General features: G+C 70.3%; 14 protein-coding genes and 1 pseudogene. 3 read left to right on the top strand and 12 right to left on the bottom strand.

Going from position 1 to position 13,232, the window contains the following annotated elements; translation table 11 throughout:
* Nucleotides 1-64: 64 nt before the first annotated feature.
* The 6 genes from A8G15_RS12670 to nadD all read right to left on the bottom strand — a co-directional run bounded on the left by A8G15_RS12670 (nt 65) and on the right by nadD (nt 3,921).
* On the bottom strand, nt 65-460 hold the full coding sequence (locus A8G15_RS12670; protein ID WP_211270155.1) for an Rv3143 family two-component system response regulator: 396 nt from the start codon (nt 458-460) through the stop codon (nt 65-67).
* A 97-nt stretch (nt 461-557) separates the two neighbouring features.
* Nucleotides 558-1,391, bottom strand: a complete 834-nt coding sequence (locus tag A8G15_RS12665; protein WP_068159621.1) for a DegV family protein — start codon at nt 1,389-1,391, stop codon at nt 558-560.
* 5 nt (nt 1,392-1,396) lie between these two features.
* Entirely contained in the window at nt 1,397-2,182 is a 786-nt protein-coding gene (gene octT / locus A8G15_RS12660; RefSeq protein ID WP_068159620.1) for a diglucosylglycerate octanoyltransferase, read from the bottom strand.
* Nucleotides 2,169-2,816: a histidine phosphatase family protein gene (locus tag A8G15_RS12655; protein WP_068159619.1), complete on the bottom strand. Its 648-nt coding sequence runs from the start codon at nt 2,814-2,816 to the stop codon at nt 2,169-2,171. The genes octT and A8G15_RS12655 overlap by 14 nt, the downstream gene beginning before the upstream one ends.
* Nucleotides 2,813-3,247, bottom strand: coding sequence for a ribosome silencing factor (rsfS, locus tag A8G15_RS12650; protein ID WP_068159614.1), 435 nt, complete (start codon nt 3,245-3,247; stop codon nt 2,813-2,815). Before rsfS ends, A8G15_RS12655 begins: the two co-directional genes overlap by 4 nt.
* A complete protein-coding gene (gene nadD, locus A8G15_RS12645) occupies nt 3,244-3,921 on the bottom strand; it encodes a nicotinate-nucleotide adenylyltransferase (protein ID WP_068159613.1) in 678 nt (225 codons plus the stop codon). The genes rsfS and nadD overlap by 4 nt, the downstream gene beginning before the upstream one ends.
* A gap of 144 nt (nt 3,922-4,065) precedes the next feature.
* Between nadD and A8G15_RS12640 the strand changes: the two genes are divergently transcribed.
* A complete protein-coding gene (locus A8G15_RS12640) occupies nt 4,066-4,563 on the top strand; it encodes a hotdog fold domain-containing protein (RefSeq protein ID WP_068159612.1) in 498 nt (165 codons plus the stop codon).
* Nucleotides 4,564-4,575: 12 nt separating this feature from the next.
* Here A8G15_RS12640 and A8G15_RS12635 read toward each other — a convergent pair whose 3' ends face one another.
* Genes A8G15_RS12635 through A8G15_RS12610 form a run of 6 tightly spaced genes read right to left on the bottom strand, consistent with a single transcriptional unit; the run spans nt 4,576 to nt 11,650 of the window.
* Nucleotides 4,576-6,057 (bottom strand): vWA domain-containing protein, encoded by a 1,482-nt coding sequence (locus A8G15_RS12635; RefSeq protein ID WP_082899855.1) that lies wholly within the window; start codon nt 6,055-6,057, stop codon nt 4,576-4,578.
* A gap of 1 nt (nt 6,058) precedes the next feature.
* A complete protein-coding gene (locus tag A8G15_RS12630; RefSeq protein WP_068159610.1) occupies nt 6,059-6,961 on the bottom strand; it encodes an AAA family ATPase in 903 nt (300 codons plus the stop codon).
* A gap of 15 nt (nt 6,962-6,976) precedes the next feature.
* Complete coding sequence (locus tag A8G15_RS12625; RefSeq protein WP_068159608.1) at nt 6,977-8,269, bottom strand: glutamate-5-semialdehyde dehydrogenase; 1,293 nt, start codon at nt 8,267-8,269, stop codon at nt 6,977-6,979.
* A gap of 59 nt (nt 8,270-8,328) precedes the next feature.
* Nucleotides 8,329-9,435, bottom strand: a complete 1,107-nt coding sequence (locus tag A8G15_RS12620) for a D-alanine--D-alanine ligase family protein (protein ID WP_068159606.1) — start codon at nt 9,433-9,435, stop codon at nt 8,329-8,331.
* 48 nt (nt 9,436-9,483) lie between these two features.
* A complete protein-coding gene (locus tag A8G15_RS12615; RefSeq protein WP_068159826.1) occupies nt 9,484-10,644 on the bottom strand; it encodes a cystathionine gamma-lyase in 1,161 nt (386 codons plus the stop codon).
* 7 nt (nt 10,645-10,651) lie between these two features.
* Nucleotides 10,652-11,650, bottom strand: a complete 999-nt coding sequence (locus tag A8G15_RS12610; protein WP_068159604.1) for an NAD(P)H-dependent glycerol-3-phosphate dehydrogenase — start codon at nt 11,648-11,650, stop codon at nt 10,652-10,654.
* A 163-nt stretch (nt 11,651-11,813) separates the two neighbouring features.
* On the opposite strand from A8G15_RS12610, the gene cofC reads away from it, so the two are divergent.
* Both cofC and A8G15_RS12600 read left to right on the top strand, forming a co-directional pair.
* Nucleotides 11,814-12,509, top strand: a complete 696-nt coding sequence (gene cofC / locus A8G15_RS12605; RefSeq protein WP_068159602.1) for a 2-phospho-L-lactate guanylyltransferase — start codon at nt 11,814-11,816, stop codon at nt 12,507-12,509.
* A pseudogene (locus A8G15_RS12600) lies at nt 12,506-13,232 on the top strand (RNA degradosome polyphosphate kinase); the annotation flags it as partial. The gene cofC and the pseudogene A8G15_RS12600, both read left to right, overlap by 4 nt.

The following is a 13,232-nucleotide window of genomic DNA, read 5'->3' as shown; positions in this document are numbered from 1 at the left end:
ATCGAACGGATCCGTGCCGAACCACGGCACGATTCATCACCGTCACAGTGCGGTCACGAGCAGGTCACGTGAGGCGCAGCAGCGGCAGCGCTTCCGCGGCGAGCCGGAACGGATCGACCGGGTGCACCACCGCAGCGTCGGCCCGCGACCAGGACGCCAGCCAGGCGTCGTCGGCCCGGCCCAGCAACAACAGCAGCGGCGGGCAGGGATCGATCTCGTCGCGCAGTTGCTTCGCCAGTCCCATGCCGCCGACCGGCGCGGCCTCCCCGTCGAGGACGGCCAGGGCGATGCCGCCGTTCTCCACCTGCCGGATCACGACCGGCGCGGTGGCCACCTCGACGTACTCGAGTTCCGGGAGGTCCGGATGCGGGTGCGTCCCCAGGGCGCGCACGACCTGCGCGCGGGTGTTCGCGTCGTGGCTGTAGACGAGCACACGCAGCCTGCCGGGCGAGTCGGTCACGGACCCGATGCTAGGGCAACGACCGCACCGATGCCCGAATCCGACCGAATTCGGCGCGGTGAAATCACGGTTGCGCGTGGACGATCCGAACCGGGGCTCAGTCGCGCGAGACGACGATCCCGATCGCGCCCGGGCCGACGTGTGCGCCCAGCACGGCGTCGAGTTCGGACACCCGCAGTTCGGTGCCCTCCGGGAGCCGGCCCGCGAGTTCCTCGGCGAGAGACCGGGCGCGCTCGGGGGCGTCGCGGTGGTGCACCGCGACCTTCGGCTCGGCGGTCTTCGCGACCTCGGCGCACTGCTCGACCACCGCGTCGACGAGCTTGGCGAGTGCCTTGGACATGGTCCGGGTCTTCTCCCGCAGGACCAGTTTCCCGTCGGCCAGATGCAGGACGGGTTTCATCGACAGGGCCGTGCCCAGCAGCGCGGTGGCCGTTCCGATCCGTCCGCCGCGACGGAGATGGTCGAGCCGGTCGACGACGAGCAGGGCACAGCCGGCCGCAGCGACCTCCACTGCGCGGGTGTACACCTCGTCGAGGGTTGCGCCGGACTCCGCGAGCCGGGCGGCGGCAAGGGCGGAGAAACCCAATCCCATTGCGGTGTTGCGGGAATCGACGAGCCGCACACGACCGCCGAAGGCGTCGGCCGCGTACCGGGCAGCCTCCCACGTCCCGGACAACTGCCGCGAGATGTGCACGGCGACGACGCCGTCGCCGGCGCTGTCGGCGAGCGCGCGGGCGTAGACATCGGTGAGTTCGGCGGGCGCCGGCCCCGAGGTGGTGACCTTCGACAGGTCCTCGGGAAGTTCGTCGACGCCCTCGCGGAGTTCACGGCCGTCGGAGATCACGTGCAGCGGCACCACCCGGATGCCGTACCGCTCCACCGCTTCCGGATCCAGACAGCACGAGGAATCGGTCACCACCACAACAGACACGTCGACTACCGTATGCCGTCGGCCACCGTGTCCGCATCCCGGTGCACCATCCGCAGCGCCTCGACCATCGCAGCCGCAACCTTGCGGTGCGCGTCCCAGCCCCAGTGGATGCCGTCCGGGTTCGCGTCGTCCGATTCGATGTTCTCGCGGACCGCCTCCGCGAGATCAACCAGCGGAACGGACTTTTCGGCCGCCCATGCGGTGATCGCGCGGGCGGCGGCGGGACGGCCCTTGTGCACGGAGGCGTACTGGTCGCTACGGTGCACCGACGGCAGGGTCCCGATCACCGGCAGTTCGGGGCGCATGTAGGCGAGCGAGTCGCGGATCGTCTCGAGGTATTCGACACTGACCCGGGCCGGCAGTGCGACCGGCCAGCCGAGTGGCGAAAGTCGCGGCTGGAGCCAGCCGTAGGCATTGCGCGCGACCCGGCGCAGCGAGGCGGGCCGCACGTAACGCAGTTGTTCGCGCAGCGCGGTCGGCAGCGGCGACGGAAGCGTGTCCATCCCCCCGACGGCGAGGACGACGGCACCAGCGCGCGGGATCGACGCCCACACACGAGGATCCTGCGTCATGGCCCACCAGGCGTCACGCGTGGTCCAGCCGATACGGGCGACGAGCTCGACGTCCCACCCGAGTTCGGCCGCAACGAGGTTCGGCCAGATCCGCGGGTGGTCCGCCGGTAGACCGCCTTCGGGACCGTAGTAGCTGAGCGAGTCGCCGATCACGAGCAGCGTCGGGCGGTCCGGTCTCCCGGCGGTCTCCGGAACGTCCGCTGCGTCAGAGGACGTCATCGGGCACCACGTTCGCCGTCGCGTTCCACACATCGAGCCGCCATGCGGGTTCCTCTCCGTAGCCGCTCAGCCGCACCCATCCGGTGTTGCCGAGGCCGCCGAGGACCGGCCAGCGGTCCACCGGCAGGTCCAGGAGGGCGGCGGTGAGCGCTGCGATGAGCCCGCCGTGCGCGACCAGGATGATCGGCTGTTCCCCCCACTGTTCGTACTTGTCGAGCAGTTCCCGCACGACCGGGACGCTGCGGCGCGCCACGTCGATCCGGCTCTCCCCCTGCGGCGGCGCCCAGGTCGCGTCGGCGCGCCACGCGGCGCGCGCACCGGGCGCGACCGCGTCGACGTCCTCGTGCGTCAGCCCCTGCCACTCCCCGAGGTGCGTTTCCCGCAGGCGCGGATCGATCGCGACGGGCAGGCCCGCGCTGTCACCGAGTGCGACCGCGGTGTCGTAGGCACGCCGCAGGTCGGACGAGACGATCGCGAGCGGCTCGAACGCCGCGAGTTCCTGCGCCGCGGCGAGCGCCTGGCGCCGGCCCAGGTCGGACAGCTCGGTGTCGAGCTGGCCCTGCATGCGGCTGGTCGCGTTGTACTCGGTCTGCCCGTGGCGCAGCAGGACCAGCCGGCGGACGCCGTCCGTCACGGGGTGTCCGGGGTCTCGGGGCTTTCCGGGAGCGCGCCGTCGTCCGGCGCACCCAGGTTGCGGGTCGACGGTTCGATTCCGTCGACGGGAACGGTCGGGCAGTCCTTCCACAGGCGCTCGAGGGCGTAGAAGTTGCGTTCCTCGTCGTGCTGGATGTGCACGACGACGTCGATGTAGTCGAGCAGCGTCCAGCGTCCCTCGCGGGTGCCCTCGCGGCGCACCGGCTTGTGACCGGCTTCGCGCAGCTTGTCCTCGACGTTGTCGACGATCGCGTTGACCTGCCTCTCGTTCGCCGCGGAGGCGATGACGAAGCAGTCCGTGATGACGAGCTGCTCGGAGACGTCGAGCACCACGACGTCGGACGCCAGTTTCTCGTCGGCCGCCAGGGCCGCGATACGTGCCATCTCGATGGCTTCTGCCGATGCGCTCACTGCGTGCTCTTTCTCTCGATTGCGGAGGTCCCGCTGCGGACCGTCTGCGGGTCGGTCACCGCGGCGGCCCCGTCCGGCCGCCGCGAATCCTGCGGACGATACAGATTGCGTTTGCTGATGTACTGCACCACCCCGTCGGGAACGAGGTACCACACGGGGCGGTTCGCGCTCACCCGCGTGCGGCAGTCCGTCGACGAGATAGCCAGGGCCGGGATCTCGACGAGGCTCACCGCGTCGGCGGGCAGGCCTTCGAGGTGCCCGGCGAGGTGCTCGATGTGGAGGTCGTATCCCGGGCGGGACACACCGACGAATCTGGCCCGGTCGAACAGCCCCTGCCATTCCTGCCAGGACAGGATCGACGCGAGCGCGTCCGCTCCGGTGATGAAGTAGAGCTCGGCGTCGGGGAGCCGGTCGTGCAGGTCCCGCAGGGTGTCGACCGTGTAGGTGGGCTTGCCACGGTCGATGTCGACGCGACTGACGGAGAACCGCGGGTTGGAGGCGGTCGCGATGACCGTCATCAGGTAGCGGTCCTCGGCGGAGCTGACGTGACGGTCGGATTTCTGCCACGGCTGCCCGGTCGGTACGAAGATCACTTCGTCGAGGCCGAAACGGTCGGCGACCTCGCTGGCCGCCACGAGGTGGCCGTGGTGGATCGGATCGAAGGTGCCGCCCATGACACCCACGCGCCGGCGGAGCGCGGGTTGCAGGTCGGATGGCTGTTGCACGGTTGACCAGCTTACGGGTTCACCGGCGGGCCGACGCCGTCGCGGGTTCGGCCGCGCTACCCCTACGAACTTACTCGGTAGTAAGGTTCGGGCATGACGACCACTCCGACCTACCGCGCCTGGACCCGCCTCTCCGGTGGACCGTTCGGCTCGACACCTCTCGGATCCGCGCTCTTCTCGCTCGGCATGTGTGCGCGGGTGCCCTACTTCGCGACCGTCCTGCCCCGCGTGACGCTCCTCGAACCCGGCCGGTGCGAAGTGCGGGCGCCGAAGTGGTGGGGCGTGCACAACCACCTGGGCACCTTCCACGCGATCGCCGCCTGCAACCTGGCCGAGGCCGCCATGGGAATGCTCGCCGAAGCGACCGTGCCCACCACACACCGCTGGATCCCGAAAGCGATGACCACCCGCTACCTCACGAAGGCGACGACCGGCCTGCACGCGGTCGCACAGCTGACGGACCTGCCCGACTTCGAGACGATCACCGGGGACACCGGCGGCGCCGAGCTGACGATCCCCGTGTCGATCGGCGACAAGAACGGCACCGAGGTGGTGCACGCCGACATCACCGTGTGGATCACCCGACGTTGACCGGCCGGCGGCTCAGACGGGCAGGAGGTTCGACACGACGGCCGCGAGCTGCTGCGCGGACCGGCACTCGTGCATCGTGACGACCTCGCTGTACGCCTTCGCCGCGGAGTCGCCTGCACCCCACTGCCCGCGCGGCTCCGGATTGAGCCAGTGCGCGTGCCGCGCGACCGTCACCAGGTGCTCGAGCGCCTCGAGATTCGGATTGCGGTAGTTGGTGCGTCCGTCGCCGAGGATCAGCAGCGAACTGCGGCTGGTGAGGCTGTGCGCGTACTTCTCGGCGAACACCCCGATCGCGTTGCCGTAGTCCGAGTGCCCGTCGTACGCGATGAGATCGGCCTCCCGCAGCATCCGCGACATCGACGTTCCCAGATCGGCGCCGGCGGAGAAGTAGTCGGTGACCTCGTCGGTGGTGTCGATGAACGCGAACACCCGCACCCGCGTGAACTGCTCGCGCAGCGCGTGCACCAACAGCAGCGTGAAGTGCGAGAACCCGGCGACCGATCCGGAGACATCGCACAACACCACCAGTTCCGGGCGGGCCGGGCGCGGTTTGCGGTTGACCAGATCGATGGGCACACCACCGGTCGACATCGACTTGCGCAGGGTACGTCGCAGGTCGATGGCACCCGCCCGGGCACGGCGACGACGGGCCGCGAGCCGGCTCGCCAGCAGCCGGGCCAGCGGTGTCACGCTGCGGCGCAACGCCGTCAGCTCGGCGTCGGAGGCGCGCAGGAAGTCGACCTCCTCGGCCAGCTTCGGCACCCCGTACTTCTCGACGCGGTCGCGCCCGACCTGTTCGGCGGTGCGGCGGCGCGTCTCCCGCTCGACCATCGCCCGGAAATCGGCGACCCGCCGTGCGGCGGTGCGGCGCGCGACCTCGGTCGCGTAGTCGCCGGCCGGTTCGTGTTCCTTCGACGAGCCGTTGCCCAGCAGGCCCTCGAGGATGCGGTTGAGGAGGGTTTCGGGTTTGACGTCCCGCAGCGCCTGATAGGCGGAGAACGACGGGCCGTTGCCGGATTTGTACTGACCGAGTTCCTCGACGAGCTGCGTGGTGAGCATCTCGGTCAGTTCGAGCGCTTCGGGTGACTCGTCGGACAGCAGTTCGGCGATCAGATCGCGCAGCGCCTCGAGGTCGATCTCGCCGTCCGGGGTGCGCGGCAGCGACGGATCGATCCCCCCGGTTTCGCGCTGCCCGACGGCAGCGGGAAACCACAGGTCGAACAGGGCGTCGAAGGTGGCCCGGTGGGTGGGCCGGCGCAGCAGGGTGCACGCGAGCCCTTCCCGCAGCGCCTCACGGTCGAGCAGGTCCAGCACCGTCATCACCTGACCGGCGTCGACGGTCTCCGACGGCCCGACGGCGATGCCGCGCCGGCGCAGCGCCTCGACGAACCCGACGAGGTGCCCGGGCAGCCCGTGCGGAGCGGCGGGTCCTCGGCTCTGCCCGTGCGGACCGGCCGGTCCGGAGGTGTGCCCGGGCGGGCGTGCGCCGGCCATGTCAGTTCAGCCGCAGCTCGGCCGCGGCACGCTGCTGATCGGACTGGTGTTTGAGCACAACCCCGAGCGTGGTGCGGACCGCCGCGTCGTCGAGGGTGTCGAGTCCGAGCGCCAGCAGCGTCCGGCCCCAGTCGATCGTCTCGGCCACCGACGGCAGCTTCTTGAGCTGCATGCCGCGCAGGACCCGAACGGTGCGCACGAGCTGTTCGGCGACGGCCTCGGGCAGCTCCGGCACCCGGCTCGCCAGGATCCGGCGTTCGAGTTCCGCGTCGGGGAAATCCAGGTGCAGGAACAGGCAGCGGCGCTTGAGCGCCTCGGACAGCTCCCGCGCCGCGTTCGACGTGAGCACCGCGAACGGTTTGCGCACCGCGCGGATCGTCCCGAGCTCGGGGACGGTGACCGCGAAGTCGCTGAGCACCTCGAGCAGCAGACCCTCGATCTCCACGTCCGCCTTGTCGACCTCGTCGACGAGCAGCACGGTCGGGTCCTCCCGGCGGATCGCCGTCAGCAGCGGACGCGAGAGCAGGAACTCCTCGGAGAACACGTCCTGCTTCGTCGAATCCCAGGATTCGCTCGTTCCGCTCGCGGCACTCGCACCCGCCGACTGGATCCGCAGGATCTGCTTGGCGTGGTTCCACTCGTACAGCGCGCGGGACTCGTCGACACCCTCGTAGCACTGCAGGCGCACCAGTTCGGCACCCGAGGTCGACGCGACCGCACGCGCCAGTTCGGTCTTACCGACACCGGCCGGTCCCTCGATGAGCAGCGGCTTGCCCAGCCGGTCTGCGAGGAACACGGCGGTGGCGGTCGCCTTGTCGGCGAGGTAACCCGTCTCCGCGAGACGCGCGATCACATCGTCGACGTCGGCGAAGATCGGCGGAGTGGTCGGCAGCGCACGATCCACGCTGGGTCCTTTCGATCAGGCCGGGCGGGTGTGGCCGTCGCCCCACACCACCCACTTGGTGGAGGTCAGCTCCGGCAAGCCCATCGGGCCGCGGGCGTGCAGTTTCTGGGTGGAGATGCCGATCTCGGCACCGAACCCGAACTGCTCGCCGTCGGTGAAGGCGGTCGAAGCGTTGACCATAACCGCTGCGGCATCGACCCGCGCGGTGAACTCCCGGGCCGCCGCCAGATCCGAGGTGACGATCGCCTCGGTGTGGCCGGTGCCGTAACGATCGATGTGCTCGACCGCGGCATCCAGATCGTCGACGACAGCCAGTGCCACGTCGAGCGTCAGGTACTCCTCCGACCAGTCCGCCTCCGTCGCCGGGACCAGGCCGGGCAGGTCGCCGTGCACGACGACACTGTGGGCCTGCAGCACCGACAGCAGCTGCGGAACCGCGGTGTCCGCGATCGCCTTGTCCACGAGCACCGTCTCGACCGTGTTGCACACGCTGGGCCGACGGGTCTTCGCGTTGACGACGATCTTCTCGGCCATCGCGAGGTCCGCGGCCGCGTGCACGTACACGTGGCAGTTCCCCACACCGGTCTCGATGGTCGGCACCGTCGCATCGCGCACGACCGCGGAGATCAGGCCCGCGCCGCCCCGCGGGACGACCACGTCGACCAGGCCGCGCGCCTGGATCAGATGGGTGACCGACGAACGGTCCTCGCTCGGCAGCAGCTGCACGGCATCGGCGGGCAGGCCCTGCGCCTCGAGCGCGCCGCGCAGCGCCGCGACCAGCGCCGCATTGGACCGCTTCGCCGACGAGGAGCCACGCAGCAGCGCCGCGTTGCCGGACTTGAGGGTCAGGCCGAACGCGTCGACGGTGACATTGGGCCGGGCTTCGTACACCATGGCCACGACGCCGAGCGGCACTCTCCTCTGCCGGATCTCGAGACCGTTCGGCAGCGTCGAACCGCGTACCACCTCGCCGACCGGGTCGGGCAGGCCGGCGACCTGTCGCAGGCCCGACGCGATGCCCTCGATCCGGGCCTGGGTCAGCCGCAGCCGGTCCAGGAGCGACTCCTCGGTGCCGGATTCGCGCGCGGCGTCGACGTCCGCGGTGTTCGCGGCCAGCACGGCGTCCGCCGCGGCGAGCACGGCATCGGCTGCCGCGTGCAGCGCAGCGTCCTTTTCGGCGGTGGTCAGCAGCGCGAGACGACGGGACGCGACGCGGGCGCGACGGGCCGCGGCGTGCACGGCCTCGCGGATGTCCCCGCTGTCCGATACAGCGTCCGTTCCGGGGGTGTCGGGAGTCACGGCAGTCATGGTGGACAGAGTAGTCGCCGCGGCGGTGGGGCCGGCGGCCCCGCCCGGGTCCCGGGTTGTCAGCGCAGTCCGGTGCCCCGGGCCAGGGCGGTCTGTACGAGGATCGAGACGAGTTCGCCGTAGCCGATGCCCGCCGCCTCCCACATCCGCGGGTACATCGAGATCGACGTGAATCCGGGCATCGTGTTGATCTCGTTGATCACCGGTCCGTTGTCGGTGACGAAGAAGTCGACGCGCGAGAGTCCCTGGCAGTCGAGGGCGCGGAACGCGCGGACCGCGAGGGCACGCAGTTCTTCGCTGACGTCGTCGTCGAGCTTGGCGGGCACGTCGAACTCGCACACGTCGTCGAGGTACTTGGTGTCGAAGTCGTAGAACGCTTCGTGGTCGCCGGAGTTGTCGGGCATGCGGATCTCGGCGACGACGCTGGCGCGCACGTCGCCGTCCGGGAACTCGAGCACTCCGCATTCGACCTCACGGCCGACGATCGCGGATTCGACGATGACCTTCGGGTCGTGCCGGCGTGCCTTCTCGAGTGCCGCGTCGAACGAGTCCCAGTCGGCGACCCGGCTGATGCCGATGGACGAACCGCCGCGGGCGGGCTTGACGAAGACCGGCAGGCCGAGCTGCTCCTTCTGCTCCTCGGTGAGCGTGCCGACGCCCGGGCGCAGGACGATCTGGAAACCGACCGGCAGGCCCTCGGCGGCCAGCAGCTTCTTCGTGAACTCCTTGTCCATTCCGGCGGCGCTGGCGAGCACCCCCGGACCGACGTACGGGATCCCGGCGAGCTCGAGCAGGCCCTGGATTGTGCCGTCCTCGCCGTATGCGCCGTGCAGGACCGGAAAGACGACGTCGACCGACGCGAGGACTTTGCCGAACTCTCCCTCGTCGAGTGCGACGATGTCGCCGCTGCGGGTGGGGTCGGCGGTGAGTACGAGCGCCGAACCGTCCGATGCGACGGTGGGCAGTTCGCGTCCGGCCTTCGCCAACTGGGCGGGATCGGAGTCGCCGAGCACCCACGCACCGTCGGTGGTGATCCCGATCGGCACGATCTCGTACAGCTCCGGATCGAGGTTGCGCAGGATGCTGCCCGCGGACACGCAGGACACGGAATGTTCGTTGCTGCGGCCGCCGAACACGACAGCCACCCGGGTGCGGGGAGTACTCACGTACAAACCGTACCGGCACCGGGGGCGACTGCCATACCCGAGTGGGGCTCACACCGCACGGAGAGCCGCGGTGATGTCGGCGAGGAGGTCCTCGGTGTCCTCGATGCCGCAGGAGAGCCGGACGAACCCGGCGGGCACGCGATCGCCCCAGCGTGCGCGCCGGTCGGCCGTGGTGTGGATTCCCCCGAAGCTGGTCGCCGAGCCGATCAGCTCGGACGCACCGACGAACCGGTGGAAGGCGTGCTCGTCGGCGAGACGGAAGGTGACGAGCGGACCGAACCTGCTCATCTGCGCGGAGGCGACCGGGTGGGCGGGATCGTCGGGCAGGCCCGGATAGCGCACCTCCGCGACAGCGGACTGCGATCGCAGCATCCGCGCGACCGCGAGGGCGTTGGCGCACTGTCTCTCGAACCGCAGGCCCGCGGTCCCGAGGCTGCGATGCGCCAGCCACGTCTCGAACGGCCCGAGGACCGTCCCGGAGAACAACCGTTCCCGGTCGATGCGCGGAAGCAGCGCCGGATCGGCGACGGCGAGGTACCCGAACAGCAGGTCGCTGTGACCGCTGAGCGACTTGGTGCCGCTCGCGACCACGGCGTCCGCGCCGAGCGCGAGCGGTTGCTGGCCGAGCGGGGTCGCCGTCGTGTTGTCGACGAGCAGCAGCGCGTCGCACATGTGGCACACGGTGGCGATCGCGCGCAGGTCGACGGTGTCGAGGCCGGGATTCGACGGTGTCTCGGCCAGCACGACGGAACGGTCCGGGGCATCGACCAGGACATCGGTCAGGGTGCCGTCTCCGAACTCCGTGGCGGACAGTTCGACGACGGTCACGCCGTGCGGTGCCAGGAACTCCCGGGCGTACGCGCGGACCTGGTAGTAGCCGTCGGACGGGACGACGACGGTGCCGCCCGGTTGCGCGAGCGCCCGCAACGCGACGGTGACGGCGGACATACCGGATCCGACGACCCGCGCCGCGGCCGCGCCCTCCAGCTCCGCGAGGGCCGATTCCAGTGCCCGCCAACCGGGATTCGAGGCACGTGCGTAGCTGTCCAGCGCCGGGTCCTCGTCGGGGCCGAGCTGATAGGGCGCAGCGAACACCGGTCCCGGCTGCAACGAGGCACCCGGCTCGTGTTCGGCTGCAACCGCTTTCACGCAGCGCGTGGAATCACCCCGGAACACCGGATCACCCGGGAGGACCGAATCACCCGTCATGGCCACCTCACTCCGGCTTGGTGCGGCGGCCCAGCAACCGGCCGATCGCCTCGGGCACCGACATCCCCTCGTAGCAGACCTTGTGCACCGCGTCCGTGAGCGGCATTTCGACGTCGTAGTTGGCGGCGAGCGCACGGACCGACGTACACGACTTGACGCCTTCGGCGACCTGACCGTGTGTGGCTTCCTGGGCACTCTCGAGAGAGCCGCCCTGCCCGAGACGTTCACCGAACGACCGGTTGCGCGACAGCGGCGAGGTGCACGTGGCCACCAGATCGCCGACACCGGCGAGTCCGGCGAGCGTGGCCGGCTTGGCACCGAGCGCCGTCCCGAGCCGGGTGACCTCGGCGAGCCCGCGTGTGATGATCGTGGCAATCGTGTTGTCGCCCAGACCCACACCCGCGGCCATCCCACATGCCAGCGCGATGACGTTCTTGCATGCCCCACCGATCTCGCAGCCGATCACGTCCGAATTCGTGTAGGGACGAAAATATCCTGTGGCGCAGGACTTCTGGATCTGCATTGCGCGAGCGGAGTCGCTGCAGGCGATCACGGTCGCGGTGGGCTGGCACTCGGCGATCTCGCGGGCGAGGTTCGGCCCGGACAGCACCGCGATGCGGTCCTGCTCGGCGCCGGTGACCTGGCCGATCACCTGACTCATCCGCAACAGGGTGCCCTGTTCGATCCCCTTGGCGAGGCTGACGAGCGTGACATCCGGCCCGATGTCGTCACGCCACACCTGCAGGTTGTCGCGCAGCGACTGCGAGGGCACGGCCAGCACCACGAAATCCGCACCGTCGAGCGCGAGCCTGTGATCGGATGTCGCGCGCAGCGATTCGGGAAGCGCGACGCCCGGAAGATAACCGGGATTCTCGTGCCGGGTCCCGATCGCCTCGGCGACCTCTGCGCGACGCGACCAGATCGTCACCTCCGTACCGGCCTCGGCCAGTACCTTCGCGAACGCCGTCCCCCACGAGCCCGCCCCCAACACCGTCGCCTTGGTCACGCAGTCCCCTTCGCTCGTCTCACCACCGCCGGCGGATCACCGGCCACTCGTCGCCCCAGTATCGCCCAGGCGGTGGTGGCGAGCCGCCCGAGTGTCAGTTCTCCCGTTGCCCGGCGGGGCACCGAGCCCCCTCGCCGTCCGGGGGCTGGCAGAATCGGGAGCCATGACCGCCCCGCACGTGCTGATCCCCGTCAAGGCCCTGCGCCTGGCGAAGACGCGGCTGGCGCGGATCTACACGCCCTCCGAGCGGGCCGACCTGGCACTGGCGATGTTCGAGGACACGCTGGCCGCCGCCCTGCACCTCGAGGACGTCACCGTCACCGTCGTCACAGGGGATCCCGACGTCGCGCGGGCGGCGCGGGCGCGCGGTGCCGCCGTCCTGGCCGATCCCCCGCCCTCGGCCGTGACGACCGGAACCGAACCCCTCAACGCAGCACTGTCCTGTGCCGCGGTCCGGGTGCGGGCATCGACACCGGACGCCACCCTCGTCGCGTTGCAGGCGGATCTGCCCGCCGTGCGGTCCGCCGAACTCGCGCAGGCACTGGCCGAGGCGCGGCGCGTCGGCCGGGCGGTCGTCGTCGACCACACCGGGTCCGGCACGTCCGCGCTCGTGCACTCGTTCCCCGATCGGCCGTTCGAGCCCCGGTTCGGAGCGGATTCCGCCGCCCGCCACATCGCGGCCGGCGCGCTCGCGCTGGAAGGTGACTGGCCCGGGCTCCGGCTCGACGTCGACACCGGCGACGATCTCGCGGGCGCGGTGTCCCTGGGCGTGGGCCCCGCGACCGCCGCAGCGCTCGGCCGTATCGGGTTTCCGCTCGGCTCCCTGCGCTCGCCGGTTCCTGCCACAATGAACCCGTGAACAACGGTGACAGCACGGATCGACGGCCCGATTCCGAATCTCCCGACCGCCTCGCATCGAACGGTGTCGCGACTGCGACCACACCGCGGGTCGGTTCCTCCCCGGCGGCACCGCCCGCTGCCGCTGCGCTACCGGCGCTCACCGACGGCCTGCCCGAAGGCCGTTACCTCAATCGCGAACTGAGCTGGCTCGATTTCAACGCGCGGGTTCTGGCGCTGGCCGAGGACACCTCGCTGCCGCTGCTCGAACGCGCGAAGTTCCTCGCGATCTTCGCCTCGAATCTCGACGAGTTCTACATGGTGCGCGTCGCGGGCCTGAAACGCCGTGCGGAAACCGGACTGTCGGTACGTTCCGCGGACGGCCTGTCGCCGCGCGCCCAGCTCGCGCTGATCGCTTCGTCCACCCGCGAGATCGCCAATCGGCATTCCCGGGTGTTCCTCGACATGGTCCAGCCCGACCTCGCGGCGGAGGGCATCTCGATCATCCGCTGGTCGGAGTTGTCCGACGACGAGAAGGCACATCTGACCGGCTATTTCGCCGAGCAGGTGTTCCCGGTTCTGACAGCGCTCGCCGTCGACCCCGCCCGCCCCTGCCCCTACATCAGCGGCCTGAGGCTCAATCTCGCTGGGACCGTGAAGGATTCGCAGGCGGCCGGGGAACACTTCGCCGGGGTGAAGGTCACGGACAACGTCGACCGTTTCGTCCGCGTCGACCGTCCCGGAA

This window comes from Rhodococcus phenolicus (assembly GCF_001646785.1).
Taxonomy (GTDB): domain Bacteria; phylum Actinomycetota; class Actinomycetes; order Mycobacteriales; family Mycobacteriaceae; genus Rhodococcus; species Rhodococcus phenolicus.
Note: the sequence above shows the minus strand (reverse complement) of the source record. Positions and strands in the feature narration are given on the sequence as shown.

What these genes read in the sequence shown, in the direction of transcription:
- octT (WP_068159620.1), bottom strand. Translation starts at nt 2,182, where the DNA reads ATGACGTCCTCTGACGCAGCGGACGTTCCGGAGACCGCCGGGAGACCG.
- nadD (WP_068159613.1), bottom strand. Translation starts at nt 3,921, where the DNA reads ATGGGCGGCACCTTCGATCCGATCCACCACGGCCACCTCGTGGCGGCC.
- A8G15_RS12640 (WP_068159612.1), top strand. Translation starts at nt 4,066, where the DNA reads ATGACGACCACTCCGACCTACCGCGCCTGGACCCGCCTCTCCGGTGGA.
- A8G15_RS12635 (WP_082899855.1), bottom strand. Translation starts at nt 6,057, where the DNA reads ATGGCCGGCGCACGCCCGCCCGGGCACACCTCCGGACCGGCCGGTCCG.
- A8G15_RS12625 (WP_068159608.1), bottom strand. Translation starts at nt 8,269, where the DNA reads ATGACTGCCGTGACTCCCGACACCCCCGGAACGGACGCTGTATCGGAC.
- A8G15_RS12615 (WP_068159826.1), bottom strand. Translation starts at nt 10,644, where the DNA reads ATGACGGGTGATTCGGTCCTCCCGGGTGATCCGGTGTTCCGGGGTGAT.
- cofC (WP_068159602.1), top strand. Translation starts at nt 11,814, where the DNA reads ATGACCGCCCCGCACGTGCTGATCCCCGTCAAGGCCCTGCGCCTGGCG.